Genomic DNA, 24,963 nt, shown 5'->3' with positions numbered 1-24,963 from the left:
TAGTGGATATTTCACGTTAACTACACTAGCGCTACTGAATCACAGGAGTTTTTGGCATGGGCATGACCACCATGGGGGTTAAGCTGGATGATGCGACCCGCGAACGGATTAAATCGGCTGCGACCCGAATTGACCGCACGCCACACTGGTTAATCAAGCAGGCGATCTTTAATTATCTGGAAAAACTGGAGAGCAATGACGATCTACCAGAGCTGCCTGCCCTGCTGGCCGGTGCCGCCAACGAGAGCGACGAACAGGCCGAGGCCGTCGAAGAGGTCCACCAGCCGTTCCTTGAGTTTGCCGAGCAGATCCTGCCCCAGTCGGTGAGCCGCGCGGCCATTACCGCCGCCTACCGTCGCGCAGAGACCGATGCCGTGCCGATGCTGCTGGAACAGGCACGTCTGCCGGAGCCAGTCGCCTCCCAGGCGCACAGCCTGGCCTATCAGCTTGCCGAAAAACTGCGTAACCAGAAAACGGCCTCCGGCCGGGCTGGCATGGTGCAGAGCCTGCTGCAGGAGTTCTCCCTCTCCTCTCAGGAGGGCGTAGCGTTAATGTGTCTGGCGGAAGCGCTGCTGCGTATCCCGGACAAAGCGACCCGCGACGCGCTGATCCGCGACAAGATCAGCAACGGTAACTGGCATTCGCACATTGGCCGCAGCCCGTCGCTGTTCGTTAACGCCGCCACCTGGGGCCTGCTGTTCACTGGCCGTCTGGTCTCCACCCACAACGAAGCGAGCCTCTCCCGCTCCCTGAACCGCATTATCGGCAAGAGCGGCGAGCCGCTGATCCGTAAAGGCGTGGACATGGCGATGCGCCTGATGGGCGAGCAGTTCGTCACCGGCGAAACCATCGCCGAAGCGCTGGCGAACGCCCGCAAGCTGGAAGATAAAGGCTTCCGCTACTCCTATGACATGCTGGGCGAAGCGGCGCTGACCGCCGCCGACGCGCAGGCCTATCTGGTCTCTTACCAGCAGGCGATCCACGCCATCGGTAAAGCCTCCAACGGTCGCGGCATTTATGAAGGCCCGGGGATCTCCATCAAGCTCTCCGCCCTGCACCCGCGCTACAGCCGCGCCCAGTACGACCGGGTGATGGAAGAGCTCTATCCGCGCCTGAAGTCCCTGACCCTGCTGGCGCGCCAGTATGACATCGGGATCAACATCGACGCCGAAGAGGCCGACCGCCTGGAGATCTCCCTCGATCTACTGGAAAAACTCTGCTTCGAGCCGGAGCTGGCGGGCTGGAACGGGATTGGCTTTGTCATTCAGGCCTACCAGAAACGCTGCCCGTTCGTCATTGATTACCTGATTGATCTCGCCACCCGCAGCCGTCGCCGCCTGATGATCCGTCTGGTGAAGGGCGCCTACTGGGACAGCGAGATCAAACGCGCGCAGATGGAGGGTCTGGAGGGTTATCCGGTCTATACCCGCAAGGTCTACACCGACGTCTCCTACCTCGCCTGCGCCAAAAAGCTGCTCGGCGTGCCGAACCTGATCTATCCGCAGTTCGCCACCCACAACGCCCACACCCTGGCGGCCATCTATCAGCTGGCCGGTCAGAACTACTATCCAGGCCAGTACGAGTTCCAGTGCCTGCACGGCATGGGTGAACCGCTGTACGAGCAGGTCACCGGTAAAGTGTCCGAGGGTAAACTGAACCGTCCGTGCCGTATCTACGCACCGGTCGGTACTCACGAAACCCTGCTGGCGTACCTGGTGCGTCGTCTGCTGGAGAACGGGGCCAACACCTCCTTCGTTAACCGCATCGCCGATGCCACCCTGCCGCTGGATGAGCTGGTGGCGGACCCGGTACAGGCGGTGGAAAAGCTGGCCGCCCAGGAGGGTCAGGTGGGTCTGCCGCATCCGAAGATTGCCCTGCCGCGCGAGCTGTACGGCAATGGCCGCATCAACTCCGCGGGCCTCGACCTGGCGAACGAACACCGTCTGGCATCGCTCTCCTCGTCACTGCTCAACAGCGCCCTGCAAAAATGGCAGGCGAAACCGATCCTTGAGCAGCCGGTCAGCAATGGCGAAATGCAGCCGGTGATCAACCCGGCCGAACCGAAAGACATTGTCGGCTTTGTCCGCGAAGCGACCGAAGAGGAAGTGGATCTGGCCCTCGACAGCGCGGTGAACAACGCACCGATCTGGTTCGCCACCCCGCCGCAGGAGCGTGCAGCCATTCTGGAGCGCGCTGCGGTGCTGATGGAAGATCAGATGCAGCAGCTGATTGGCATTCTGGTGCGTGAAGCGGGTAAAACCTTCAGCAACGCTATCGCCGAAGTGCGCGAGGCCGTTGACTTCCTGCACTACTATGCCGGTCAGGTGCGTGACGATTTCGACAACGAAACCCACCGCCCGCTGGGCCCGGTGGTCTGTATCAGCCCGTGGAACTTCCCGCTGGCGATCTTCACTGGCCAGATTGCCGCCGCCCTTGCCGCGGGTAACAGCGTGCTGGCCAAACCGGCGGAACAGACCCCGCTGATTGCCGCTCAGGGGATCAATATCCTGCTGGAAGCGGGTGTCCCGGCGGGCGTCGTGCAGCTGCTGCCAGGCCGCGGCGAGACCGTGGGTGCCAAACTCACCGCCGACAACCGCGTGCGCGGCGTAATGTTCACCGGCTCCACCGAAGTGGCCTCCCTGTTGCAGCGCAACATCGCCACCCGTCTGGATGCCCAGGGTCGTCCGACGCCGCTGATCGCCGAAACCGGCGGTATGAACGCGATGATCGTCGACTCCTCTGCCCTCACCGAGCAGGTGGTGGTGGACGTGGTAGCCTCCGCCTTCGACAGCGCCGGACAGCGCTGCTCCGCCCTGCGCGTGCTCTGCGTGCAGGACGAAGTGGCCGATCACACCCTGAAAATGCTGCGTGGCGCGATGGCGGAGTGCCGGATGGGCAACCCTGGCCGTCTGACCACCGACATTGGCCCGGTGATCGACGCCGAAGCGAAAGCCAACATCGAAAACCACATCCAGGCGATGCGTGCCAAAGGCCGTCCGGTCTATCAGGCGGTGCGTGAGAACAGCGAAGATGCCCGCGAATGGACCAGCGGCACCTTTGTGGCGCCAACCCTGATTGAGCTGGCGAGCTTCGATGAGCTGAAGAAAGAGGTATTTGGCCCGGTGCTGCACGTGGTGCGCTACAACCGTAACAACCTCGACCAGCTGATCGCGCAGATCAACGCCTCCGGCTACGGTCTGACCCTGGGGGTGCATACTCGTATCGACGAAACCATCGCCCAGGTGACCGGCAGCGCCAACGTCGGCAACCTCTACGTGAACCGCAACATGGTCGGCGCCGTGGTCGGCGTGCAGCCGTTCGGCGGCGAAGGGCTGTCGGGCACTGGTCCGAAAGCCGGTGGTCCAATGTACCTCTATCGCCTGCTGGCTAACCGTCCGGCCAATGCGCTGGGCGTCACCCTGGCGCGTCAGGATGCGCAGTACGCGGTAGACACCCAGGTGAAAACGGTGCTGACCCAGCCGCTGGAAGCATTAAAAGCGTGGGCAGAAAAACGCCCTGAACTGCGCGAGCTGTGTCAGGAGTATGGCGAGCTGGCCCAGGCCGGTACCCAGCGCGTACTGCCAGGGCCAACGGGCGAGCGCAACACCTGGACGCTGATGCCGCGCGAGCGTGTGCTGTGCGTGGCGGATAACGAGCAGGATGCGCTGATCCAGCTGGCGGCAGCGATGGCGACCGGGTGTGAAGTGCTGTGGCCGGAAGATAGCCTGCACCGTGACCTGGCGAAGCAGCTGCCGAAGGCGGTGACGGAACGGATTCGTTTCGCCAAAGCCGATGTGCTGACCAGCCAGTCGTTTGACGCGGTGATCTATCACGGTGACTCCGACCAGCTGCGCGAGCTGTGCGAGCAGGTTGCGGCCCGCAGCGGGGCGATTGTCTCCGTGCAGGGCTTCGCCCGGGGTGAAACCAACCTGCAGCTGGAGCGTCTGTACGTGGAGCGTTCGCTCAGCGTGAACACCGCCGCAGCAGGGGGTAACGCCAGCCTGATGACCATCGGTTAAGCGTGCAATCTCTCCCCGGTGGCGCTACGCTTACCGGGGCTACAGAGGTGACATTCTGTTTTTGTAGGCCGGATAAGCGCAGCGCATCCGGCTTTTTTATAGGGAGGGAAAGATGAAACGAGCTTTTATCGCCGGTGCCGCGTTACTACTGAGCACCAGCGCGCTGGCGGATGAGTGCGCCAACGCCAGCACCCAGGCGGAGATGAACAGCTGCACCGCGCAGCAGTATCAGGCCGCGGATAAAACCCTGAACCAGACGTATCAGTCAGCCATCAAGCGCGCCGACGCCCCCCAGCGTGAGCTGCTGAAAAAGGCGCAACAGGCGTGGATCGCCCTGCGCGATGCCGACTGCGCCTTTATCGGCTCCGGCACTCAAGGCGGCTCCATTCAGCCGATGATTGTGAACCAGTGCCTGGCGGATAAAACCAACGAACGGGAAGCCTATCTGGCTACGCTGATGCAGTGCGAAGAGGGCGATTTAAGCTGCCCGCTACCTCCGGGGAATTAACGCACCCGGATCCCTTCGATAATCATCCGCTCAACGTTCTCCACCGTGCTGTGGAAAAAGTCGTCATCCTTGAGCGTCTTGCCCGTCACCGCTTCCACCTGGGCGGAAAAGTCGGCGTAGTGTTGGGTCGCCGCCCAGATCATAAAGATCAGATGGTGCGGATCGACCGGCGCCAGTTTGCCGGTAGCGACCCACCCGGCTATGATCGCTGACTTCTCATCCACCAGCGATTTCATATCCCCGCTCAGCACCGTTTTCAGCAGCGGTGCCCCCTGCAGCATCTCCAGACAGAACAATCGCGACGCCTGGGGATAGTCCCGGGAGACCTCCAGCTTCAGGCGGATATACTGCTGGATCGCCACCAGCGGGGTCAGCTCCTCGCGAAACGCCTTCAGCGGGGCCAGCCAGATATCGAGGATCTGCTGCAGAACGGAGACGTACAGCGCCTCTTTGGAGGGGAAGTAGTAGAGCAGATTGGTTTTTGACACCCCCGCCAGCTCGGCCACCTGCTCCAGCCGGGTGCCGTGAATGCCAAACTGTGAGAAGGTCTCCAGCGCCGCCGAGAGGATCGCCTGTTTTTTCGCGCTCACCGCCTGCGAACGTTTACCGCCTGTCTTCACTGCGCCTTGTGCCATTTGCTCACTCCGTGTTGATCTGCTCCCAGCATAGCAAAAACCCCTGCCTTACCACGACAATCTGCACCGCCACCGCGCACGACTGCCTGCTTTGTGTGCAACTATTTTGACCAGACAGTCCACTTTTATCATCCGCAATTCATCAACCATTTCTTAACACCCTAATAACATTACAGATTTCAAAACTGGCATCCCCTTTGCAAAACCGAGACTACGCGGCTGAACAGGAGATGCAGGATGCAGCGCCACGTCTGACTTTCACCCCATGCTGAGATGAAGAGAGGTTCGTGATGAAAATTGGCGTATTCGTTCCCATTGGCAATAACGGCTGGTTGATCTCTACCCACGCGCCGCAGTACATGCCGACCTTTGAGCTGAACAAAGCCATCGTGCAGAAGGCAGAGCACTATCACTTCGATTTTGCCCTGTCGATGATTAAGCTGCGCGGCTTCGGCGGGAAAACCGAATTCTGGGATCACAACCTGGAGTCCTTCACCCTGATGGCCGGGCTGGCGGCGGTCACCTCGCGGATCCAGATCTACGCTACCGCCGCCACCCTCACCCTACCCCCGGCAATCGTGGCGCGGATGGCCTCGACCATCGATACCATCTCCGGCGGACGTTTTGGCGTCAACCTTGTAACCGGCTGGCAAAAACCGGAGTACGAGCAGATGGGGCTCTGGCCGGGGGATGACTATTTTTCGAAGCGCTATGACTACCTCACCGAGTATGTGCAGGTCCTGCGGGATCTGTGGGGCACCGGCAAGAGCGATTTCAAAGGTGAGTTCTTTACCATGAACGACTGCCGCGTCAGCCCCCAGCCGTCGGTGCCGATGAAGGTGATCTGCGCCGGGCAGAGCGATGCCGGGATGGACTTCTCGGCGAAATACGCCGACTTCAACTTCTGCTTCGGTAAAGGGGTCAACACCCCAACGGCCTTTGCCCCTACCGCTGCGCGCATGAAACAGGCTGCCGAAAAAACCGGGCGCGATGTCGGCTCCTACGTGCTGTTTATGGTCATTGCCGACGAGACCGACGAGGCGGCGCGGGCGAAGTGGGAGCACTACAAAGCCGGGGCCGACAACGAAGCCCTGAGTTGGCTCAGCGAACAGAGCCAAAAGGACACCCGCTCCGGGGCCGACACCAACGTGCGGCAGATGGCCGACCCGACCTCGGCGGTGAATATCAACATGGGCACCCTGGTGGGCTCCTATGCCAGCGTGGCGCGCATGCTCGATGAGGTTGCCAGCGTGCCGGGCGCTGAAGGGGTGCTTCTGACCTTTGATGATTTTATTGCCGGGATTGAAACGTTTGGCGAGCGCATCCAGCCGCTGATGCAGTGCCGCGCCCATATTCCGGTTATGACGAAGGAGGTGGCGTGATGACCACCCTGCCCGCACGCCCGGAAGCCATCACCTTTGACGCCCAGCAGAGCGCGCTGATCGTGGTGGATATGCAGAACGCCTACGCCAGCCCTGGCGGCTATCTCGACCTCGCCGGGTTTGACGTCTCCGCCACCCGGCCGGTGATCGAGAATATCCGCACCGCGGTGGCCGCCGCCCGCAAGGCCGGGATGCTGATTATCTGGTTCCAGAATGGCTGGGATGAAGAGTATGTGGAGGCTGGCGGTCCTGGCTCGCCCAACTTCCACAAATCGAACGCGCTGAAAACCATGCGCCAGCGCCCGGAGCTGCACGGCAAGCTGCTGGCGAAAGGCGGCTGGGATTACCAGCTGGTGAATGAGCTGGTGCCGGAGCCGGGGGACATCGTGCTGCCGAAACCGCGCTACAGCGGCTTTTTCAACACCCCGCTGGACAGCATTTTGCGCAGCCGCGGCATCCGCCATCTGATCTTTACCGGTATCGCCACCAACGTCTGCGTAGAGTCGACCCTGCGCGACGGCTTTTTCCTCGAATATTTCGGCGTGGTGCTGGAAGACGCCACCCACCAGGCGGGGCCGGCATTTGCCCAGCAGGCCGCGCTGTTCAACATCGAAACCTTTTTTGGCTGGGTTACTGACGTCGCCACCTTCTGTGACGCCCTTTCCCCTGCCGCTTACACCCGTATCGCCTGAGGAGCTACCCTATGCCGAAATCTGTGATTATCCCCCAGGGGACCAGCACGCCGATTGCCCCTTTCGTCCCCGGCACCCTGGCGGACGGGGTGGTTTACGTCTCGGGCACCCTGCCGTTCGACGCGGATAACAACGTGGTGTTTCCCGATGACCCAAAGGCGCAAACCCGCCACGTGCTGCAGACCATCCAGCGCGTTATCGAAACGGCGGGTGGGACCATGGCGGATGTGACCTTCAACAGCATCTTTATTACCGACTGGAAAAACTACGCCGCGATTAACGAGATCTACGCCGAATTTTTCCCCGGCGATAAACCGGCGCGCTTCTGTATTCAGTGCGGGCTGGTGAAACCCGAGGCGCTGGTGGAGATTGCCACCATCGCCCACATTGGCCGCTGAGGTTGTCATGAATCTTTCCATTTCACCGCCGCCCTTTGCGGACGCGCCGGTTGTGGTGCTGATCGCCGGACTGGGGGGCTGCGGCAGCTACTGGCTGCCTCAGCTCGCCGACCTGGAGCAAGGGTATCAGGTGGTCTGCTACGACCAGCGCGGCACCGGCAATAACCCCGGCGAGCTGCCGGAAGATTACACCCTGGCAGCGATGGCCGACGAGCTGTGGCAGGCGCTCTCTCTCGCAGGGATCGCGCGGTTCAGCGTGGTGGGCCATGCCCTGGGGGCGCTTATCGGCCTGCAGCTGGCAGTGGATCACCCGCAGGCGATCGGTGCCCTGGTGTGCGTTAACGGCTGGCTGACGCTGCATCCCCATACCCGCCGCTGTTTCCAGATCCGCGAGCGGCTGCTACATGCCGGAGGGGCGCAGGCGTGGGTGGAAGCCCAGCCACTCTTTCTTTATCCCGCCGACTGGATGGCGGCCCGCCAGCCGCGCATGGAGGCTGAAGAGGCGCTGGCCCTGGCCCACTTTCAGGGCAAAACCACGCTCCTGCGCAGGCTCAATGCCCTGAAGCGGGCCGATTTCAGCCGCCAGACGGCGCGCATTCACTGCCCGGTGCAGATACTTTGCGCCGCCGACGATCTGCTGGTGCCCTCGGTCTGTTCAGCAGAGCTGCATGCCGCCCTGCCCGGCAGCCTGCTTACCGTGATGCCCCGGGGCGGACACGCCTGCAACGTGACCGAGCCGGAGGCGTTTAACGCCCTGCTGCAAAACGGACTCGCCAGCCTGCTGCACCGCCACGCACGTTTACTGAAGGAGTTGCCATGAGTGAAGCCATCACCCCGACGGCGCAACATGCGCTGTTTACCGAAGCGCGAACCCATAACGGCTGGCTGGATCGTCCGGTCAGCGACGAGACGCTGCGCGAAATCTATGACCTGATGAAGTGGGGGCCCACCTCCGCCAACTGCTCTCCGGCGCGGATGGTCTTTATCCGTACCCCGGAAGGCAAAGAGAAGCTGCGCCCGGCCCTCTCCAGCGGCAACCTGCAAAAGACCCTCACCGCCCCGGTGACGGTTATCGTTGCCTGGGACAGCCAGTTTTACGACCGGCTGCCGGAGCTGTTCCCCCACGGCGATGCCCGGAGCTGGTTTACCGCCAGCCCGCAGCTTGCCGAGGAGACCGCCTTTCGCAACAGCACGATGCAGGCGGCCTATCTGATCGTTGCCTGCCGGGCGCTGGGGCTGGATACCGGGCCGATGTCCGGCTTTGACCGCGAAAAGGTGGATGCGGCCTTCTTCACCGGCAGCAACCTCAAAAGCAATCTGCTGATCAACATCGGCTACGGCGATACCAGCAAACTCTACGGGCGACTGCCCCGTCTGAGTTTTGAAGACGCCTGTGGGCTGGCATAAGGAGCCACCATGAATATCGATAAACAAACGTTTCGTGATGCCATGGCCTGTCTGGGCGCGGCGGTCAATATCATCACCACCGACGGCCCGGCCGGCCAGGCGGGCTTTACCGCCAGCGCGGTATGCAGCGTGACCGACTCACCGCCAACCCTGCTGGTGTGCCTGAATCGTAGCGCCTCGGTGTGGCCGGTGTTTAACGACAACCGCACCCTGTGCGTCAACACCCTGAGCGCCGGGCAGGAGTCGCTCTCGAATCTGTTTGGCGGCAAAACCCCGATGGCCGATCGCTTTGCCGCAGCAGGCTGGCAGACGGGTGCCACCGGCTGTCCACGTCTCGACGAGGCGCTGGCTTCGTTCGACTGCCGCATTAGCCAGGTGGTGAGCGTCGGCACCCACGACATTCTGTTTTGCGAGATTGTTGCAATAACCCGCCACCCGGTGCCCCAGGGCCTGGTGTGGTTTGACCGCGGCTACCACGCGCTGATGCGACCCGCCTGTTAATCCTCCTTAAGGAGCAGCTGATGGCACTATTCGGTTTTCCTCACTGGCAGTTGAAATCGACCTCCTCTGATAGCGGCGTGGTCGCGCCGGATGAACGTCTCCCGCTGGCGCAAACCGCGGTGATGGGGGTGCAGCATGCGGTGGCGATGTTTGGCGCCACGGTGCTGATGCCCATTCTGATGGGGCTGGATCCTAACCTGTCGATTCTGATGTCGGGCATTGGCACCCTGCTCTTCTTTTTCATCACCGGCGGACGGGTGCCGAGCTATCTCGGCTCCAGCGCTGCCTTTGTCGGGGTGGTGATTGCCGCCACCGGCTTTTCCGGCCAGGGGGTAAACCCGCAGCTGAGCGTGGCGCTGGGCGGGATCATCGCCTGCGGGGCACTCTACACCGCGGTGGGTCTGGTGGTGATGAAGCTGGGCACCCGCTGGATCGAACGGCTGATGCCGCCGGTGGTCACCGGGGCAGTGGTGATGGCGATTGGCCTCAACCTGGCGCCTATCGCCGTCAAAGGGGTTTCCGGCTCCGCCTTTGACAGCTGGATGGCGGTGATGACGGTGCTCTGTATCGGCCTGGTGGCGGTGTTTACCCGGGGGATGATCCAGCGGCTGCTGATCCTGGTGGGGCTGATCTTTGCCTGCCTGATCTACGGTCTGCTGACCAGCGTGTTTGGGTTCGGTAAACCGGTCGATTTTGCTCTCGTGCAACAGGCGGCGTGGTTTGGCCTTCCGCAGTTCACCTCGCCCACCTTTAACGGCCAGGCGATCATGCTAATTGCCCCGGTGGCGGTGATCCTGGTGGCGGAAAACCTCGGCCATTTGAAAGCGGTGGCCGGCATGACCGGACGCAATATGGACCCCTATATGGGGCGGGCATTTGTGGGAGACGGGCTGGCAACCATGCTGTCGGGTTCGGTGGGCGGCAGCGGCGTCACCACCTATGCCGAGAACATCGGGGTGATGGCGGTAACCCAGGTCTACTCGACGCTGGTGTTCGTGGCGGCAGCGGTGATTGCCGTGCTGCTCGGCTTTTCACCTAAATTCGGTGCCTTGATCCACACCATCCCAGGGCCGGTGATTGGCGGTGCGTCGATTGTGGTGTTTGGCCTGATTGCGGTAGCCGGGGCGCGGATCTGGGTGCAGAACCATGTTGATCTCAGTCAGAACGGCAACCTGATTATGGTCGCCGTAACGCTGGTGCTGGGCGCGGGGGATTTTGCCCTTTCGCTCGGCGGCTTCACCCTGGGCGGGATCGGCACGGCCACCTTTGGCGCGATTGCCCTTAACGCCCTGCTCAGCCGCCGGATGGCGGGGGTGACGCAGGGCACAGTGGCGACTCAGGACTGATCCAGCGTGGCGCTGTCGTCCGGCAGCGCCTTCTTTTTCCTTTTCAGCTTCAGCTCACTCACCAGCACGCCCGCGATGATAAAGGCGCCCCCCAGCAGGGCGAGCAGCGGCAGGCGCTCCCCCGCCAGACGGCCAAAGATCCCCGCCCAGACCGGTTCGCCGGTATAGATAACGGTCGCCCGGGTTGGCGAGACGCTGCGCTGGGCCCAGTTCATGGTCACCTGAATAATGGCGCTGAAAATCCCCAGCCCAAGGGCCACCATCCACAGCCCTGCCGACATCGGCGGAACCGACTCCCCGGCTGGGATCATGGTCAGAAACGCCACCAGCGAGGCGGTCGCCAGCTGCACGACGGTGACACGCTTGACGTCCACCTTTCCGGCCCAGGCGCTGATGAGGATGATCTCGGCGGCAATCGCCACCGCGCCCACCAGGGTGATCATCTCTCCAGGCCCGAGCGCCAGCAGGTTATCTTCCGGCCCTGCCAGCAGGATCAGCCCGATAAAGGCCAGCACAATGCCGATGCAGGACATCATTCCCGGCATGCGGCGCAGGCAGAGCCACTGTAGCAGCGGCACCAGGGGGACATACATGGCGGTAATAAACGCCGATTTACTGCTGGGAATAGTCTGTAATCCCCAGGTTTGCAGGCTGTAGCCCATCGCGATCGCCACCCCGATCGCCAGCCCCGCTTTCAGTTCGGTCAGGGTCAGGCCGCGCAGGGTTTTGAGCGAAATGAGCGCCACCGCCAGCGCAGCCGTGGCAAAACGCAGGCCGACAAAGAAAAAAGGGCCGCTCTGCGTGACGGCGTACTGTACGGCAAGAAAGGTCCCACCCCAGAACATGGTGATAAGGATCAGGATCGCTTCCTGCGGTTTGATCGAAAAGGCATAACGGGAGAGAGACATGGGGCACCAGCACAAAGAGTCAATCCGCTAGTGTGGAAGGAATTTGATAACACTTCAATAACAGGCATAAAAAAACCGCCGGGGATCCCGGCGGCGGGGGTGCCAGAGGTCAAAAGACCTCTACTTCAGATGGCCGCAACTTAACTGCTCTTGTTGCCGCCATGGCTATTTTTGCCCCCTTTTTTGCCAGCTTCGGATGCACGTTGAGGGTCGTTTTTAAAGTTACCCCCACTTTGCTGGCCACCTTTACGTCCTGCTTCTGATGCTCTTTCACGGTCTTCTGCAAAATTACCTGACCCACCACGATGGTTTGCCATGTCGGACCTCCAGAGTTAAAAACATAAGATTTAATTCTGCATTCAGTGAAAGCGAATTCTTCCACCTGACGACGCTAAAAAAGAGTCTTTAACTGCGCCGCGTGAACTTAAGCTTAGTGGAGCAGGCGCATTCGGCCAGCGAATCGTAATATCCTGCAATACGATATCAGCCTTTTGTATGAAGCCTGCCGAAACGGAACCATAAGCCTTTCTTATCATTCCGAAAATTTGCCCTAGTGAAAATGTTTCATTTTGCTACGACGAAAGTCTGTCATTCTTTATTGTTTAAAATCAAATAAATGGCGTCCAGATTTGCAGTCTCGCTGTCACGTCATATCTTTAAAAGAGGGCAGCATGCCGCTGACCGTAAAAATCATGCGAGGAGTGAAGCGAAATGACGAAAATTCTGGTGCTCTACTATTCCATGTACGGACACATCGAAACCATGGCTCATGCAGTTGCGGAAGGCGCCAGGAAAATCGAGGGGGTTGAGGTGGTGATCAAACGCGTACCGGAAACCATGCAGGCAGAAGCTTTTGCCAAAGCGGGCGGTAAAGCGCAGGACGCGCCGGTGGCCTCCCCGCAGGAACTGGGCGATTATGACGCAATCATCTTTGGTACCCCAACGCGCTTCGGCAATATGGCCGGCCAGATGCGCACCTTCCTCGACCAGACCGGAGGATTGTGGGCTAAAAATGCGTTACTCGGCAAAGTCGCCAGCGTGTTCAGCTCCACCGGCACCGGTGGCGGACAGGAGCAGACCATCACCTCAACCTGGACCACCCTTGCGCACCACGGGATGGTGATTGTGCCCATCGGCTACGGCACCCCGGAACTGTTTGATCTTTCCCAGCTCCGTGGCGGTACGCCGTATGGCGCAACAACGATTGCCGGGGGCGACGGTTCACGTCAGCCTTCGGAAGCAGAACTGAACATTGCCCGCTATCAGGGTGAATATGTCGCCGGCCTGGCTGCTAAACTGAAAGGTTAACTCTCAACAGGAGGATTACTATGCCAACTCAAGAAGCTAAAGCACATCGCGTCGGGGAATTTGCGCGTTTACGTAATACGTCACCGGAGATCGCTGAGGCGATTTTTGAAGTCGCAAAATATGACGAAAAACTGGCAGAGAAAATCTGGGAAGAAGGTAATGATGAAGTTCTGATGTTAGCCTTCCAAAAAACCGACAAAGACTCGCTGTTCTGGGGCGAGCAGACCATCGAGCGCAAAAACGTCTGATATTCGTGCGGACAAAAAACGCCTGATGGCGCTACGCTTATCAGGCCTACGGGATTCGCAACCAGAGTTGGATTTTGTAGGTCGGGTAAGCGAAGTGCCACCCGACATTTCAGCCCCTCTCCCCTTCAGGGAGAGGGGCTGAACTTACTGCGCCGCGGTATTCAATACCTTATTAAAGCTCTCCACCGGACAGAATCCGTCAGCATCCACCGGACAGCCATTCAGCTCCAGGGTAACGCGCTGGGCCGGGGCTTCTAACGTCAGCACCTGGGCATTACGCAGCTGCTCGGTACTCTGATAGACATACTCAATTTTCATCAAATCGCGATTGCCGGTTTTGTCGTGCCAGCGCTGGAAGACGATCTTGCCGCCAATGGGTGTGCGCTCGTACTGGCCGTGCAGCTGATAGGGTTTAAAATCCAGCGCCTTCAGCAGAGAGGCGATGTTGGAGTCATGCCCCACCAGCACGGTGATTTTTGGCGCTTTCGCCCGATCGGTGACCAGTGCGTTATCGATATATTTCACCAGCGGTTTCGCCACGTTACGCGCCACCTCTGCCGAGGTAAAAAGCGAATCCTGATAGCCATTTTTCAGCTGAGAGAGCACCCGCCACTGCTGGTCGGTTTTGATCTCGCCCCACGCCACCTGATCCAGCGGGAAGCCTTCGTAATACTGCAAGGTGAAGGCGTCCACCAGCGAGTTACCTACCTTCAGCGGACCGGATACGCCAGGCTCTTTCTGGTACTCGGCGCTGTAGGTGTCTTTCGCGTCCGTCAGGGAACAGACCTGTTTCTCTTTGCAGGACGGAGACTGTTTGTAGTCGGTCATCTGCTCCAGCAGTTTGTAGCTCTCGTCAAGCTGCATCCCCTGGCGTTCTTTGTTCATCGCCTGTAGCGCTTTTTCGCGGAATTCAGGGGAGTTGTCGGTGATCACCGGGTTAAACGTGGGGTCCATAGTGCCCATCTGTTCCTGATGGTGCACCGGCACATCACAGCCCGGGAACGCGCCGGTAATGAAGAACTGTGCGGTCGCCACCGTACGTTGCAGGCTGTTGGCATAGGCATAGACGCTGTTCGCTGCCGGACACTCCCCGGCGGTCACCAGCCCCTGCTCTGCCAGCCATTCACGCATGTAGTGCCCCATGTAGACTTCCAGCACCCCACCTTTGGTGGTGAGCTGCCCGCCAGGCACATCCCACTCTGGCCATTTTTCCGGAGTCGACTGCTCCAGCACGCTGCCGTTATTGGCCAGCGGCGCACGCAGGTTATGACGGCTCATGATCAGAACCTGTTCCAGCTGATACCCTTCCGGCGCGGTTTGCGCCTGAACGCCACCAGAGAGCCCGATGCTGCCCGCCACGGCGACAGCGATTAGTGCTTTTCTCATCCCTAATTCCTCACCTGTTTATTGTCGTTAACAGTGTGACAGATCTGTGACGAATTACCTGGAGCCTGCCCGCAAAGTGACGGCTTGCTTTGTACGCGGGAGTAATTGGTTTTATAATTAAACTTACTGCTGATAAGGAGAGACCGTGAAACGTACCCGCCTCGAAGAGAGCCCCTGCCCTGTCGCCCGCTCGCTGGATATTATCGGCGACTGGTGGTCCCTGCTGATTGTGCGTGATGCCCTGAGCGGCATAACGCGTTTTGGTGAGTTTCAGAAAAGCCTCGGCATCGCCAAAAACATGCTGGCGACCCGGCTGAAGCTGCTGGTGGACGAAGGCATCCTGACGCTGCAACCCGCCTCCGACGGCAGCGCCTGGCAGGAGTATGTGCTGACCACAAAAGGCCGCGAACTGCAAACCGTGCTGCTGGCGCTCTCCCAGTGGGGAAATGAACACCTGTTCGCCGAGGGGGATACCGGTACGGTGCTGGTGGACGCGCGGGATCGCCAGCCGTTGCGCAAGCTCACAATGGTGGCGAGTGATGGGCGGGAGCTGGGGCCAGGTGAGGTGGTGGCGAAGTATCCGCAGGCGAAATAACTGAGTGAAATAACACAAACGCCCGACCAGGACAGTCGCCGGGCGTTGCGGAATAAAACGGGACGTTAAAGACCCAGTTCCGATAACCCTGGATGATCGTCAGGACGACGCCCCAGCGGCCAGTGGAATTTACGTTCGCTTTCCTTGATAGGCATGTCGTTGATGCAGGCGAAACGGCGTTGCATCAGGCCATCTTCGCCAAATTCCCAGTTCTCATTTCCGTAAGAGCGGAACCAGTTACCGGAATCATCGCGCCATTCATAAGCGTAACGGACGGCAATGCGGTTGCCGCCAAATGCCCATAATTCTTTAATCAGGCGATACTCAAGTTCTTTTTTCCATTTACGTTCCAGGAAGCCTTTAGCTTCTTCGCGATTATTCGCAAATTCTGCGCGATTACGCCATTTGGTATCCAGAGAATAGGCCAGCGCAACTTTTTCGGCGTCGCGGCTATTCCAGCCATCTTCAGCAAGCCTGACTTTTTCAATTGCTGATTCAAGCGTAAACGGAGGCAGTGGCGGACGAATTTGTGCATCAGACATGGTTAAGACTCCTGTAAATTGGGATAGAGGGTTAATACGCATTTTCGAGAGACAGACATAAACTATTCCCCCTGTTATATAACGTCCTTTTCATTCATGGCGGTTTTGCAAAATGCAGTCGCGCAATATCCATTTACCAGAGAGTTCTTGTTGTCCATGCACTCATGGTAGAACGATCGTTCTACCCCGTCAAGTGTGTGTCTGTAAAAGGATTAAAAAATAAAAAATGTCATTAGCGATATTCTTATCTTATCGCCCCCTTACAAGCAAGCCCACAAATTTTCTTTATATACAACAATATATGATTATAGCGCCTCAATTTTATGGCCTTTGCGATACGAAAGTCGTACCCGGTCAGAATAAAAAAGGCGGCAGGGAATAGCGTCGTAAATAAACATTCGACAAGGGAAGAGATATTTTATGAACTTTTATACTCTGTTCATAAACACAGAATATAAGTATGAAAAGTATGAGGATGAATTATTTCTGTTTCAGTGTCTGTGCCTCTGAGTTCAGGTCTCGTTTACGAGACCTGTTTCAGTAACAATTGAGCAATATCTTTTGCATCATCGGCGGCGCTGTAATCGCCCATGACGCGTGATACGGTTATAGCGCCTTCAACCAATAACAGCAATTGCCTTGCCAGGGCTGAAGCGTGCTCAATATTCAGTTGCCCGGTCAACTCCAGGGCATAATCCAGTATTTTCTGTTTATGCAGTCTGGCAATCTGGCGAATGGGATCGGCACTGTCCCCCACTTCCCCGGCGGTATTGATGAATGCACACCCGCGGTATCCTTCCGACTCAAACCAGCCTTTAAGCACGGTGAACATATTCAGGATACGTTCTTGCGGCGTGTCCCCTTTGTCGCACTCGCTTCTGAACCATTCCATCCAGCGGACATCCCGCGCGTTCAGCGCAGCAGCCGCCACTTCGTCTTTATTCGCGAAATAGCGATAGATGCTTTTCCGGGCCACACCTGAGGTCTTCACCAGAAGGTCCATACCGGTGGCATGGATGCCGTTCTGGTAAATGAGTTGTTCAGCGGTCGCGAGGATTTTTTCTCGTGTGTCAGTCGTATTTTTGTTCATAAGTTAATGGTAGAACGATCGTTCTCCTCAGTCAATTCTCTTTTCGTCCAGAATCGCTACGAATTTTTCCTGTTCCGGAATACCGCTACCTTCAAAGAGTTAAGCCTGATCAACGGTGGGGGATTTAACCCATGTCCTCACTCGCCACATACGCAACCCGATAATTCTCCTTGCCCTCCTGCGGCGCCCCGACAAAATCCACCTGCAACAGTTGCCAGCGGCTGACATCCCACCCGCAGAGCGGGGCATGCAGTTGCAGTGCTGACAGGTCGCTGTGCGCGGGGATCGTCTCACGGGCAATCGACAGCCAGGCGGCACTTTTCACCTCTGCCACAGCCGGCAGGCGCAGCGCCAGCCAGGTGTCGATCTGCGGCCAGCCAAAATCCTGCGTCAGCCTGCGAAAGCCGGGGCTCTGTAAAAACTGCGTCATCGCGGCGGCACTCTCCCAGACGTAGAGCGGTGCATAGCGGTTTTCCTCGCTAAAAGCGGCATCGCGTCTGGCAACAAGGAATGCCTTAAACAGCAGGCCGGGAAAGCCGTTCAGCTTCGCGCCATGCTCCGCGATGCGCCGTTCAATAATGGTCATATCGTAGTCGGCTGGCAGGGTGAAGCGATATTGCATAACGATCATAACCCCTCCTCAGACAGCATCTGTCCCCGACTAAAGCTCCACTCTTCGGCGGTATTGAACTGGATCATCACCATCACGTCATCCGGGTGAATAGCCAGCGTTCTGTGCAGCCCTTCACAGAGCCGGCGGCAGAAATTTTGCTTTTGCGCAGCGGTGCGGGGCTTGCCCGCCAGGATGTGAAACTGAATAAACTTGTCGCTGCGCCCGCCGCTTTTATAGTGGCGATCGAACAGGTGCAGCCTGGTCGGGATCTCCTCAAAAATCTGGAAGCGGTCCCCCGGCGGAACCGCGAATTCCGCCTCCAGGCTCTGCTGGAGGATGTCGGAGATCCGTGCTATCTGCGCGTCGCTGTACCCCGGCCGCAGGGAGATACGTGTAAAGGGCATCGGGTTACTCCTCTTCCAGGCAGCCGAGAGCGGAGACCGCCGCAGGCCAGCCGGCGTAGAACGCCAGATGAGTGAACACTTCGGTAATTTCCTCCCGGCTCAGGCCGTTTTGCTGGGCGAAGTCGATATGCCAGGGCAGTTGCTGCACCCGCCCCAGCGCCGTCAGCGCGCCCAGGGTGATGAGGCTGCGATCGCGCGGGGAGAGCGCGTCGCGTTTCCAGATGTCATTGAACAGCACCTCCCTGCTCAGCTCGGCCAGTTTCGGCGCGACGCGGCTCAGGGTTTCAGAAGTAAGGGATGTGGCCATGATGTTCTCTCCGCATTGACAGTAAGGCGATTCTGGCCCCATAGTTTCATCCTGAAAATCAAATTATATTTGCACCACCATCCCGTATTTCAGGACATTTATGAACAAGCTCCCTCCGACGCTCGACCTCGATGCGCTGCGCAGTTTTGTCACCGGCATTGAGTGCGGCAGCTTTGCCCTGGCTGCCACCCATCTCTGCCGCTCCACTTCGGCGGTGAGCGCCCAGCTCAAAAAGCTGGAACAGCAGTGCGGTGCAGAGCTGGTGATGAAAAAGGGCCGAGGCCTGACGCTGACCCGCAACGGAGAGATCGTCATGAGCTACGCCCGCCGCATGCTGGCGCTGAATGACGAGGTGCAGTTCGCGCTGAAAGGCGAGCTGCTGCAGGCGGAGATCCGCATCGGCATGCAGGAGGATTTTGGAGAGTCGCTAATGCCGGGCATTCTGGGCGAATTCAGACGCCACCATCCGGGAGTGCGGATCGTTGCCAGAGTGGATCGCAACCGGGCGCTACTCAATGCCTTCGATGATCACGCCCTGGATATGGTGCTGCTGTGGCAGAACGAGAGCGAGCCACGCAAGGGACGGTCGATCGGCCAGAGCCAGATGGTGTGGATCCAGCCCCCGGAGATGGAGATCCGTTCCCTGCTTGCCCGGGGCGAGCCCCTGCCGCTGGTGATGTTCGACACCCCCTGCCTGATGCGCGCCCACGCCATCGACTGCCTGAACCGGGCGGGCATCCCCTGGCGGGTGGTCTTTGTCAGCCACAGCCTGAGCGGAATCTGGGCGGCGGTGCAGGCCGGGCTCGGCGTAACGCTGCGGACCCGGATCGGGATGCCTGCCAGCCTGCGGGTGGCGGGAAGCGTCCTGCCCACGCTGGGCAGGCTGGGGATCACCCTCGAACAGCACGGCAGCGAGGCAGAGCCACGGGCGCAGGCCCTGCTGGCGCAACTGATGGAGCAGGCTCTGCTCGGGGTGAAATAAATGGCGGTTCCTCGCCACAGGTTGTCAGTTATGCGCCAGTGCCCTGCCCCGTTCTTCGCCAGGATAAAAAACAGAACATCACCTGGAGAACCCCTATGTTGCACAACCCTTCGCAAAAGTACGTGGCCTATGCCCCCATTTCGTTACCCGACCGCCAGTGGCCGGATAAGATCCTGACCCACGCCCCGCGCTGGCTTTCAACCGACCTGCGCGACGGCAACCAGGCGCTGGCGGAACCGATGGATATCCCCCGCAAGCTGCGCTTCTGGGAGCAGCTGCTCAAATGCGGCTTCAAGGAGATTGAGGTGGCGTTCCCCTCCGCCTCAGAGACAGATTTTCAGTTTGTCCGCCAGCTGATTGAGGAGCAACGCATCCCGGATGATGTCACCATTCAGGTGCTTACCCAGGCCCGCAGCGATCTGATTGAGCGCACCTTTGCTTCCCTCGATGGGGCAAAACGCGCCACGGTGCATCTCTATAACGCCACCGCGCCGCTGTTCCGCCAACTGGTCTTTCGTCAGAGCCAGGAGGAGATTGTGCAGCTGGCGGTCAGCGCCACGCGGCAGATACGCGCGCTGTGCGAGGCCAACCCGCAGACGCGCTGGACCTATGAGTATTCGCCGGAAACCTTCTGCTTTACCGAACCGGAGTTTGCCCTGCACATCTGCGAGGCGGTGGCGGATGTCTGGGAACCCTCTGCCGAACGGCCGATGATCGTCAACCTGCCTGCCACGGTGGAGGTCAACACCCCCAACGTCTATGCCGATCAGATCGAGTATTTCTGCCGTCACTTCTCCCGCCGGAGCGAGGTCTGCATCAGCGTCCATCCCCATAACGATCGCGGCAGCGGCGTTGCCAGCGCCGAGCTCGCCCTGCTGGCGGGTGCCGACCGGGTGGAAGGTTGCCTGTTCGGTAACGGGGAACGCACCGGGAACGTCTGCCTGGTGACCCTGGCGATGAACCTCTACAGTCAGGGGATTTCGCCGCAGCTCGATTTCAGCGATATGAAGCAGGTGGTGGAACTTGTGGAGCAGTGCAACCAGCTGCCGGTGCATCCCCGCCATCCTTACGCCGGTAAGCTGGCCTTTACCGCCTTCTCTGGCTCACATCAGGACGCCATCAAAAAGGGATTTCACGCCCGGGAACAGTCCGCCTCCCCGCGCTGGGAGATGCCCTATCTTCCGGTGGACCCGGAAGATATCGGCTGTAGCTATGAGGCGGTGATCCGCGTTAACAGCCAGTCCGGGAAAAGCGGCGCAGCGTGGATGCTGGAGCAAAATCATGGTCTGGCGCTGCCCCGGGCCCTGCAACAGGACTTTAGCCGCCACGTTCAGGCGCACACCGATCGGGAAGGTACCGAGATGACGCTGAGTGCGTTGTGGCAGCTTTATCGCGAGCTGTATGGGCCACATCAGCACGCCCCGCGACAGCTGCTGGATTACCGCACCGAAAGCCAGGCCGACGGCGGGCTGCTGCTGTGGGCCCGCGTCCAGACCGCCGACGGGATTGTGATCCTGAAGGGGAACGGCAACGGCCTGCTCTCTGCCGCCGCCAGCGCGATAAAAACCTGTTTTCATCTGGCCTTCGCCATTGAGGATTATCACGAGCATACCCTCGGGAGATGCAGCGAAAGCCGCTCGGCGGCCTATATCCGCTGCAGCTTTAAGCAGGGTGCCAGCGGCTGGGGAACGGGCATCGACAACGATGTTTCCCGGGCGTCGCTTCAGGCTTTGCTGAATGCGTTGCCGGAGAGCGCCTCGGGCGGGAAGTAGTCGCTAGGCGCCACGCCGAGCGTGCGGCGGAACATGGCGCTAAAGGCGCTGTGACTCTCATAACCGAGGTCCAGCGCCACCCGCAGCACCGATTGCCCCTGCGCGAGGCGGTTCAGCGCCTCCATCAGCCGCGCCCGGCGCAACCATTCACTGAATGCCAGCCCGGTCTGCTGGCGAAAGTGCCGCAGCAGGGTGCGTTCACTGATATTGAGCGTTTTTGCTGCCAGCGCCGTCGTCCATTTTGTTCCCGGCTCGGCCTGGATCTGGCGGCACAGGGCCAGCAGCGCGGGGGCCTGGGGTTCCGGCAGGTTAAACGGCAGCACACCGATCCCCCTGATTTCATCGAGGATCAGCTCGTAAATGCGCTCCGCCCGGCTGCCCGCGGCGTAGCTTTCCGGCAGTTGCAGCGAGGCGACGATCAGCTCGCGCAGCAGGGTGGAGATTTGCACAACCTGGCAGACCGAGGGTAAATCCGCCCGGGCGAAAGGATCGATAAAGAGCGTCCGGGCCGCCACGTCACCGGTGATCAGCAGCCGGTGCTGCGTCCCGGCAGGCAGCCAGACGCCCCGCCCCGGCGGCACAATCCAGATCCCCTGCCCGGTCTCTACCCGCACCACCCCGCTGAGGGTATGCAGAAGCTGGGCGCAGGTATGGCTGTGCCAGGGCTCCGTTTCGCCATGGGTGTAATCATGGGCAAAAGGCACCAGCGGGCGGGTGGCGAAGCTGAACTGCTGTTGGGTTGTCATCGATTATCTATTTTGCGCTAACTGCGCGTTGATAAAGTCAAACACCTCTGCGGCTTCGTTTGCTGAGGCAAATACTCTCTCGGGTATCACCACACAATTATCACTGCGCATATGGATAAAAATAAAACCCCCTTTCCTGTAGCTTTCCTTCACTTTTTCCCAATAGATTTTAACGCTGGCGGTGTTAGTGATATTTTCAATAAAGAAGCGGTTGAGCTTCACTTTCTGTAAAGTCTCCTCGTCTTCCTGCTCAGCCTGTTGCTGCTTTTGCATGACCTTATTCATGACCACATCATAGAGTTTGAACAGCGCCAACGCGACGCCAAACAGCACGAACAGCGCGATACTGAACATTTTTGCTCTGGCGAGAAAATCACCGTCGGGGGCGGTTTGCAGGCTTAACTGCAACAGGGTGATAAAATTAAATAAGGCCGCCACCGCTAAAACAGAGACCGCAGCCTTATGAATGAGAAAAAGAGAACCGTAAGGTTTGAGGTGTTCTTTTTTATGATCGTTGATGAGCTTGCCAGCGTTAGTACGCTCCAGGGCTGATAATGAATAATCCACAACGATTCTGTTTTTTCTTATCATGCCTCTCCCTCTTATTTAGCGCCTGATTGTTTTTATCCTAACATATTGCCCCATCAGGATGGCCTTTCCCCTCAGCCTATTACCGTCTTACACAGGGTTGCATGATGCCATCCAGGGTACGGAGATCTGTTTTTGCCCCGGCAATGAGCGTGATACTGATCTCTTCTGACCCGCGTACATGGTACATATCTACCTGAGCGATCCGCTGCTGCGCTTTGTTGATATCAAAAAAGTTAGGGGTATCCGCCTCAGGATAAATCACCTCAACACCATAGCCCTCTGCCGACAAGGCATCGCGCAGACAGTGATAGCGCCCCACCAGCCCCGGGTGAGAAGAGACCGAATAGACCTGATACACCGTCGCATCACCAAAGGGATGGATAAGACTGCACGCCGTCAGGATACCCGCTAACGCTATAAGCCCAATGATTTTCATACTTGTTCCCACTTTTCAGAGGCTCCCGGCTGGAAAGCCCGCCATCAGTGGCAGTGAATTTACCCCTGCAAAAACCACAAATCAACTTTTTGTTGATAATTAAACATTATGAGTATAATTTAAGACTGCCAGCCCATCCCTTTCCTGCAGAGGCGAAGGTTCGCGTGGCAAATGGTAAACTCGTGGCCCTGACAATGACCCAGACGAAGGAAAAATGATGAAGTCAGAATATGCAGAACAAATTAAGCTGATTTCCGGGCCACTGGAAGCTGCCATGGATGCGCTGGCGGGTACGCTCTCCGCCAATCAGGAAGCCGTTTTACACAATCTCACCACGCCCGAATGCTCGATTGTCAAAATCATTAACGGGCACGTCAGCGGCAGACGTCAAGGCGACCACCTGTTATCTGGCCCCGAGAAAGATAAGGGATTTGCCCTGTTGCTCAGTAAAAATGAGGGCCGTAAATCGTTGACGGTTAAAGATTATAAAACCGTGACCGCCTCGGAGAAGATCCTCAACAGCGCCTCCACCATTTACTACAGCGATGACGGCCATCCGCTGATGGCTTTCTGCATGAATGTCGACACCTCACCGTATGAACACATTCGCAAAAGTCTCGACATCATCATGGCCACCGCGCCTGCCGAAACGGATGCAGCCGATCTCAACCTGGGTGGCCTTGTTGAGCAATCAATTCAGGAAATCATCGAAAAACATACCGTTACCGGAAAGAAAATTCAGAAAACGCAACGTCTTAAAATCGTTGCGGAGATGCGCGATAAAGGCATTTTTAAAATGAGGGGGGGCGTGCAACATGCGGCCCAGGCGCTGGGTGTGACACGCTATACGGTTTATAACGATCTTGAGGTGATGAATGAAAAATAGCTATTCGCAACGCATTCCTTTTTACCAGGTGGATGCTTTCTCTCAGGGCCCGTTTACGGGTAATTCCGCAGCGGTTTGTCTGCTGGAAGCGTGGCCAGAGGATGCGCTGTTACAGCGTATAGCCAGCGAGAATAATCTCTCCGAAACGGCGTTTGTCGTTAAGCAGGGGCACGATTACGCCCTTCGCTGGTTTACCCCTGCCGTTGAAGTCGACCTTTGCGGTCATGCGACGCTTGCCGCAGCCAGTGTCCTTCTGCGTCGCGAAGAGACGGGCAAGACGGTGCGTTTTTTCACCCGCAGCGGTGAGTTGACCGTTACCTCTGATAATGGAAAATTCACGATGGACTTTCCCCTCGTCACCCCCCGCAGGATTGCGGCCCCGGAAGGGCTTTTGTCAGCACTTGGCATCGTTGCCGGGGCGACTGAAATCTGGCAGGCCTCCGATCTGATCGTGGTCATGGATGACGAAACGCAACTTGATGGCTTAACGCCAGATTTCACCGCCCTGGCGAAATTCAACACCCGCGGCGTGGTAGTAACGGCGCCTTCTCGTCAGTTTGATTTCCGCTCCCGCTGGTTTGGGCCCCAGGTGGGCGTCAATGAAGATCCCGTTACCGGCTCTGCGCATACCTTTCTGGCCCCGCTGTGGAGCGACAAGCTGGCGAAAAAAACGCTCCATGCCCAACAGGGCGGCAGCCGTAAAGGAGAATTGATCTGCCATATTAACGATACGGGCCGCGTGGCGCTGACGGGCGAAGCCTGTCTGGTCATTGAGGGGGTATTTATTATTTAAACAGACCTGTTTTACAGTATTCATTTAATTCACCGAGAATAGAATAAGCGGATTAAATTCTGCCCGGCATCCTGTTACCTGAACCAAACACTATTGGTGACTTATAACCAAGGATAATCTAATGACTTTAACCAGATGCGTTACTGCGCTTATTGCTGCCGTATCCATTGAAATCGTCGCGACAACATTATTATCGCTTTCTGACAGTTTTAAAATTATCTCCGTTGGTGTACTGGCCATTATCTGTTATGGCGTAAGCTACTATTTTTTATCTCTCGCCCTGAGGAGGATTCATATAGGTGTGGCCTATGCTATCTGGTCTGCCTTCGGGATCATAAGTATTACCTTTATACAAACCCGTTACTTTGATTTCACCCTGACACAGGATTCGTGGATAGGTGTGGGTATGGTTATTATTGGCACATTAATTCTCAATCTTGCTATCAAACAAAAAAGATAACAGTGTGG

The 24,963-nt window shown here is 58.3% G+C and carries 29 protein-coding genes; 17 read left to right on the top strand and 12 right to left on the bottom strand.

Features of this window, described 5'->3' with window-relative positions:
- The first annotated feature begins 56 nt into the window (after positions 1-56).
- Both putA and GNG26_RS07940 read left to right on the top strand, forming a co-directional pair.
- Positions 57-4,019, top strand: a complete 3,963-nt coding sequence (gene putA, locus GNG26_RS07945) for a trifunctional transcriptional regulator/proline dehydrogenase/L-glutamate gamma-semialdehyde dehydrogenase (RefSeq protein WP_156238363.1) — start codon at positions 57-59, stop codon at positions 4,017-4,019.
- 112 nt (positions 4,020-4,131) lie between these two features.
- Positions 4,132-4,527 carry a lysozyme inhibitor LprI family protein gene (locus GNG26_RS07940; protein ID WP_114387461.1) on the top strand — a complete coding sequence of 132 codons (396 nt, stop codon included), beginning with the start codon at positions 4,132-4,134 and terminating at the stop codon, positions 4,525-4,527.
- Here the strand turns inward: GNG26_RS07940 and rutR are convergent.
- Positions 4,524-5,162, bottom strand: coding sequence for an HTH-type transcriptional regulator RutR (rutR, locus tag GNG26_RS07935; RefSeq protein ID WP_114315378.1), 639 nt, complete (start codon positions 5,160-5,162; stop codon positions 4,524-4,526). The two genes, GNG26_RS07940 and rutR, sit on opposite strands and share 4 nt — an antisense overlap.
- A 290-nt stretch (positions 5,163-5,452) precedes the next feature.
- Here rutR and rutA point away from each other — a divergent pair, with 290 nt between their 5' ends.
- Genes rutA through rutG form a run of 7 tightly spaced genes read left to right on the top strand, consistent with a single transcriptional unit; the run spans position 5,453 to position 10,888 of the window.
- Entirely contained in the window at positions 5,453-6,544 is a 1,092-nt protein-coding gene (gene rutA / locus GNG26_RS07930; RefSeq protein WP_156238362.1) for a pyrimidine utilization protein A, read from the top strand.
- Positions 6,544-7,236 carry a pyrimidine utilization protein B gene (gene rutB, locus GNG26_RS07925; protein ID WP_156238361.1) on the top strand — a complete coding sequence of 231 codons (693 nt, stop codon included), beginning with the start codon at positions 6,544-6,546 and terminating at the stop codon, positions 7,234-7,236. Before rutA ends, rutB begins: the two co-directional genes overlap by 1 nt.
- 11 nt (positions 7,237-7,247) lie before the next feature.
- A complete protein-coding gene (gene rutC, locus GNG26_RS07920; protein ID WP_103823659.1) occupies positions 7,248-7,634 on the top strand; it encodes a pyrimidine utilization protein C in 387 nt (128 codons plus the stop codon).
- Between the two features lie 7 nt (positions 7,635-7,641).
- On the top strand, positions 7,642-8,454 hold the full coding sequence (gene rutD / locus GNG26_RS07915; protein ID WP_156238360.1) for a pyrimidine utilization protein D: 813 nt from the start codon (positions 7,642-7,644) through the stop codon (positions 8,452-8,454).
- Positions 8,451-9,041: a malonic semialdehyde reductase gene (locus GNG26_RS07910; protein WP_103823657.1), complete on the top strand. Its 591-nt coding sequence runs from the start codon at positions 8,451-8,453 to the stop codon at positions 9,039-9,041. The genes rutD and GNG26_RS07910 overlap by 4 nt, the downstream gene beginning before the upstream one ends.
- Positions 9,042-9,050: 9 nt before the next feature.
- Positions 9,051-9,542: an NADH-dependent FMN reductase RutF gene (rutF, locus tag GNG26_RS07905; protein WP_103823656.1), complete on the top strand. Its 492-nt coding sequence runs from the start codon at positions 9,051-9,053 to the stop codon at positions 9,540-9,542.
- 20 nt (positions 9,543-9,562) lie between these two features.
- Positions 9,563-10,888: a pyrimidine utilization transport protein G gene (gene rutG / locus GNG26_RS07900; protein ID WP_156238359.1), complete on the top strand. Its 1,326-nt coding sequence runs from the start codon at positions 9,563-9,565 to the stop codon at positions 10,886-10,888.
- Here the strand turns inward: rutG and GNG26_RS07895 are convergent.
- Together GNG26_RS07895 and GNG26_RS07890 are read right to left on the bottom strand one after the other, a co-directional pair.
- On the bottom strand, positions 10,879-11,796 hold the full coding sequence (locus GNG26_RS07895; RefSeq protein ID WP_114315382.1) for a DMT family transporter: 918 nt from the start codon (positions 11,794-11,796) through the stop codon (positions 10,879-10,881). The genes rutG and GNG26_RS07895 overlap by 10 nt on opposite strands.
- A gap of 140 nt (positions 11,797-11,936) precedes the next feature.
- Positions 11,937-12,113 (bottom strand): general stress protein, encoded by a 177-nt coding sequence (locus tag GNG26_RS07890; RefSeq protein ID WP_032617468.1) that lies wholly within the window; start codon positions 12,111-12,113, stop codon positions 11,937-11,939.
- 394 nt (positions 12,114-12,507) lie between these two features.
- Here GNG26_RS07890 and wrbA point away from each other — a divergent pair, with 394 nt between their 5' ends.
- Both wrbA and GNG26_RS07880 read left to right on the top strand, forming a co-directional pair.
- A complete protein-coding gene (gene wrbA / locus GNG26_RS07885) occupies positions 12,508-13,104 on the top strand; it encodes an NAD(P)H:quinone oxidoreductase (protein WP_103823653.1) in 597 nt (198 codons plus the stop codon).
- A gap of 20 nt (positions 13,105-13,124) precedes the next feature.
- Positions 13,125-13,352: a YccJ family protein gene (locus GNG26_RS07880; protein ID WP_103179015.1), complete on the top strand. Its 228-nt coding sequence runs from the start codon at positions 13,125-13,127 to the stop codon at positions 13,350-13,352.
- 144 nt (positions 13,353-13,496) lie between these two features.
- Here the strand turns inward: GNG26_RS07880 and agp are convergent, their stop codons facing one another.
- Positions 13,497-14,738 (bottom strand): bifunctional glucose-1-phosphatase/inositol phosphatase, encoded by a 1,242-nt coding sequence (agp, locus tag GNG26_RS07875; protein WP_156238358.1) that lies wholly within the window; start codon positions 14,736-14,738, stop codon positions 13,497-13,499.
- Positions 14,739-14,883: 145 nt separating this feature from the next.
- On the opposite strand from agp, the gene GNG26_RS07870 reads away from it, so the two are divergent.
- Positions 14,884-15,333, top strand: a complete 450-nt coding sequence (locus GNG26_RS07870) for a helix-turn-helix domain-containing protein (protein ID WP_103823651.1) — start codon at positions 14,884-14,886, stop codon at positions 15,331-15,333.
- Positions 15,334-15,398: 65 nt separating this feature from the next.
- On the opposite strand, the gene GNG26_RS07865 is transcribed toward GNG26_RS07870, so the two are convergent.
- The 5 genes from GNG26_RS07865 to GNG26_RS07845 all read right to left on the bottom strand — a co-directional run bounded on the left by GNG26_RS07865 (position 15,399) and on the right by GNG26_RS07845 (position 18,289).
- Complete coding sequence (locus GNG26_RS07865) at positions 15,399-15,875, bottom strand: DUF1348 family protein (RefSeq protein ID WP_103179012.1); 477 nt, start codon at positions 15,873-15,875, stop codon at positions 15,399-15,401.
- Positions 15,876-16,398: 523 nt separating this feature from the next.
- Complete coding sequence (locus GNG26_RS07860) at positions 16,399-16,965, bottom strand: TetR/AcrR family transcriptional regulator (protein WP_156238357.1); 567 nt, start codon at positions 16,963-16,965, stop codon at positions 16,399-16,401.
- A gap of 124 nt (positions 16,966-17,089) precedes the next feature.
- On the bottom strand, positions 17,090-17,596 hold the full coding sequence (locus GNG26_RS07855) for a DUF4865 family protein (RefSeq protein WP_156238356.1): 507 nt from the start codon (positions 17,594-17,596) through the stop codon (positions 17,090-17,092).
- Positions 17,593-17,982: a tautomerase family protein gene (locus GNG26_RS07850; protein ID WP_156238355.1), complete on the bottom strand. Its 390-nt coding sequence runs from the start codon at positions 17,980-17,982 to the stop codon at positions 17,593-17,595. The genes GNG26_RS07855 and GNG26_RS07850 overlap by 4 nt, the downstream gene beginning before the upstream one ends.
- Before the next feature lie 4 nt (positions 17,983-17,986).
- Complete coding sequence (locus tag GNG26_RS07845) at positions 17,987-18,289, bottom strand: carboxymuconolactone decarboxylase family protein (protein WP_156238354.1); 303 nt, start codon at positions 18,287-18,289, stop codon at positions 17,987-17,989.
- 100 nt (positions 18,290-18,389) lie between these two features.
- Here GNG26_RS07845 and GNG26_RS07840 point away from each other — a divergent pair, with 100 nt between their 5' ends.
- Together GNG26_RS07840 and leuA are read left to right on the top strand one after the other, a co-directional pair.
- Positions 18,390-19,271: a LysR substrate-binding domain-containing protein gene (locus tag GNG26_RS07840; RefSeq protein WP_156238353.1), complete on the top strand. Its 882-nt coding sequence runs from the start codon at positions 18,390-18,392 to the stop codon at positions 19,269-19,271.
- A gap of 95 nt (positions 19,272-19,366) precedes the next feature.
- Positions 19,367-21,043 (top strand): 2-isopropylmalate synthase, encoded by a 1,677-nt coding sequence (leuA, locus tag GNG26_RS07835; protein ID WP_156238352.1) that lies wholly within the window; start codon positions 19,367-19,369, stop codon positions 21,041-21,043.
- Here leuA and GNG26_RS07830 read toward each other — a convergent pair.
- The 3 genes from GNG26_RS07830 to GNG26_RS07820 all read right to left on the bottom strand — a co-directional run bounded on the left by GNG26_RS07830 (position 20,995) and on the right by GNG26_RS07820 (position 22,816).
- Positions 20,995-21,789, bottom strand: coding sequence for a helix-turn-helix domain-containing protein (locus GNG26_RS07830; protein ID WP_103823641.1), 795 nt, complete (start codon positions 21,787-21,789; stop codon positions 20,995-20,997). The genes leuA and GNG26_RS07830 overlap by 49 nt on opposite strands.
- 3 nt (positions 21,790-21,792) lie before the next feature.
- Positions 21,793-22,380: a YcxB family protein gene (locus GNG26_RS07825; protein ID WP_231604239.1), complete on the bottom strand. Its 588-nt coding sequence runs from the start codon at positions 22,378-22,380 to the stop codon at positions 21,793-21,795.
- A 79-nt stretch (positions 22,381-22,459) separates the two neighbouring features.
- Entirely contained in the window at positions 22,460-22,816 is a 357-nt protein-coding gene (locus tag GNG26_RS07820; RefSeq protein WP_156238351.1) for a hypothetical protein, read from the bottom strand.
- 214 nt (positions 22,817-23,030) lie between these two features.
- Here GNG26_RS07820 and GNG26_RS07815 point away from each other — a divergent pair, with 214 nt between their 5' ends.
- From GNG26_RS07815 to GNG26_RS07805, 3 genes are all read left to right on the top strand, one after another.
- A complete protein-coding gene (locus GNG26_RS07815; protein WP_231604236.1) occupies positions 23,031-23,702 on the top strand; it encodes a transcriptional regulator in 672 nt (223 codons plus the stop codon).
- Positions 23,692-24,495, top strand: a complete 804-nt coding sequence (locus GNG26_RS07810) for a PhzF family phenazine biosynthesis protein (RefSeq protein WP_156238350.1) — start codon at positions 23,692-23,694, stop codon at positions 24,493-24,495. Before GNG26_RS07815 ends, GNG26_RS07810 begins: the two co-directional genes overlap by 11 nt.
- Positions 24,496-24,616: 121 nt before the next feature.
- Entirely contained in the window at positions 24,617-24,955 is a 339-nt protein-coding gene (locus tag GNG26_RS07805; protein WP_156238349.1) for a multidrug efflux SMR transporter, read from the top strand.
- The last annotated feature ends 8 nt before the right edge of the window (positions 24,956-24,963 follow it).

Origin of the sequence: Leclercia sp. J807, assembly GCF_009734465.1 — a bacterium.
Classification (GTDB): domain Bacteria; phylum Pseudomonadota; class Gammaproteobacteria; order Enterobacterales; family Enterobacteriaceae; genus Enterobacter.
The sequence above is the reverse complement of the archived record's forward strand: the minus strand, read 5'-3'. Positions and strand labels throughout refer to the sequence as shown.

Excerpts from the sequence above, each read along its gene's own strand:
- putA (WP_156238363.1), top strand. The coding sequence starts at position 57 with ATGGGCATGACCACCATGGGGGTTAAGCTGGATGATGCGACCCGCGAA.
- GNG26_RS07940 (WP_114387461.1), top strand. The coding sequence starts at position 4,132 with ATGAAACGAGCTTTTATCGCCGGTGCCGCGTTACTACTGAGCACCAGC.
- rutR (WP_114315378.1), bottom strand. The coding sequence starts at position 5,162 with ATGGCACAAGGCGCAGTGAAGACAGGCGGTAAACGTTCGCAGGCGGTG.
- rutA (WP_156238362.1), top strand. The coding sequence starts at position 5,453 with ATGAAAATTGGCGTATTCGTTCCCATTGGCAATAACGGCTGGTTGATC.
- rutB (WP_156238361.1), top strand. The coding sequence starts at position 6,544 with ATGACCACCCTGCCCGCACGCCCGGAAGCCATCACCTTTGACGCCCAG.
- rutC (WP_103823659.1), top strand. The coding sequence starts at position 7,248 with ATGCCGAAATCTGTGATTATCCCCCAGGGGACCAGCACGCCGATTGCC.
- rutD (WP_156238360.1), top strand. The coding sequence starts at position 7,642 with ATGAATCTTTCCATTTCACCGCCGCCCTTTGCGGACGCGCCGGTTGTG.
- GNG26_RS07910 (WP_103823657.1), top strand. The coding sequence starts at position 8,451 with ATGAGTGAAGCCATCACCCCGACGGCGCAACATGCGCTGTTTACCGAA.
- rutF (WP_103823656.1), top strand. The coding sequence starts at position 9,051 with ATGAATATCGATAAACAAACGTTTCGTGATGCCATGGCCTGTCTGGGC.
- rutG (WP_156238359.1), top strand. The coding sequence starts at position 9,563 with ATGGCACTATTCGGTTTTCCTCACTGGCAGTTGAAATCGACCTCCTCT.
- GNG26_RS07895 (WP_114315382.1), bottom strand. The coding sequence starts at position 11,796 with ATGTCTCTCTCCCGTTATGCCTTTTCGATCAAACCGCAGGAAGCGATC.
- GNG26_RS07890 (WP_032617468.1), bottom strand. The coding sequence starts at position 12,113 with ATGGCAAACCATCGTGGTGGGTCAGGTAATTTTGCAGAAGACCGTGAA.
- wrbA (WP_103823653.1), top strand. The coding sequence starts at position 12,508 with ATGACGAAAATTCTGGTGCTCTACTATTCCATGTACGGACACATCGAA.
- GNG26_RS07880 (WP_103179015.1), top strand. The coding sequence starts at position 13,125 with ATGCCAACTCAAGAAGCTAAAGCACATCGCGTCGGGGAATTTGCGCGT.
- agp (WP_156238358.1), bottom strand. The coding sequence starts at position 14,738 with ATGAGAAAAGCACTAATCGCTGTCGCCGTGGCGGGCAGCATCGGGCTC.
- GNG26_RS07865 (WP_103179012.1), bottom strand. The coding sequence starts at position 15,875 with ATGTCTGATGCACAAATTCGTCCGCCACTGCCTCCGTTTACGCTTGAA.
- GNG26_RS07860 (WP_156238357.1), bottom strand. The coding sequence starts at position 16,965 with ATGAACAAAAATACGACTGACACACGAGAAAAAATCCTCGCGACCGCT.
- GNG26_RS07855 (WP_156238356.1), bottom strand. The coding sequence starts at position 17,596 with ATGATCGTTATGCAATATCGCTTCACCCTGCCAGCCGACTACGATATG.
- GNG26_RS07850 (WP_156238355.1), bottom strand. The coding sequence starts at position 17,982 with ATGCCCTTTACACGTATCTCCCTGCGGCCGGGGTACAGCGACGCGCAG.
- GNG26_RS07845 (WP_156238354.1), bottom strand. The coding sequence starts at position 18,289 with ATGGCCACATCCCTTACTTCTGAAACCCTGAGCCGCGTCGCGCCGAAA.
- GNG26_RS07840 (WP_156238353.1), top strand. The coding sequence starts at position 18,390 with ATGAACAAGCTCCCTCCGACGCTCGACCTCGATGCGCTGCGCAGTTTT.
- leuA (WP_156238352.1), top strand. The coding sequence starts at position 19,367 with ATGTTGCACAACCCTTCGCAAAAGTACGTGGCCTATGCCCCCATTTCG.
- GNG26_RS07830 (WP_103823641.1), bottom strand. The coding sequence starts at position 21,789 with ATGACAACCCAACAGCAGTTCAGCTTCGCCACCCGCCCGCTGGTGCCT.
- GNG26_RS07825 (WP_231604239.1), bottom strand. The coding sequence starts at position 22,380 with ATGATAAGAAAAAACAGAATCGTTGTGGATTATTCATTATCAGCCCTG.
- GNG26_RS07820 (WP_156238351.1), bottom strand. The coding sequence starts at position 22,816 with ATGAAAATCATTGGGCTTATAGCGTTAGCGGGTATCCTGACGGCGTGC.
- GNG26_RS07815 (WP_231604236.1), top strand. The coding sequence starts at position 23,031 with ATGATGAAGTCAGAATATGCAGAACAAATTAAGCTGATTTCCGGGCCA.
- GNG26_RS07810 (WP_156238350.1), top strand. The coding sequence starts at position 23,692 with ATGAAAAATAGCTATTCGCAACGCATTCCTTTTTACCAGGTGGATGCT.
- GNG26_RS07805 (WP_156238349.1), top strand. The coding sequence starts at position 24,617 with ATGACTTTAACCAGATGCGTTACTGCGCTTATTGCTGCCGTATCCATT.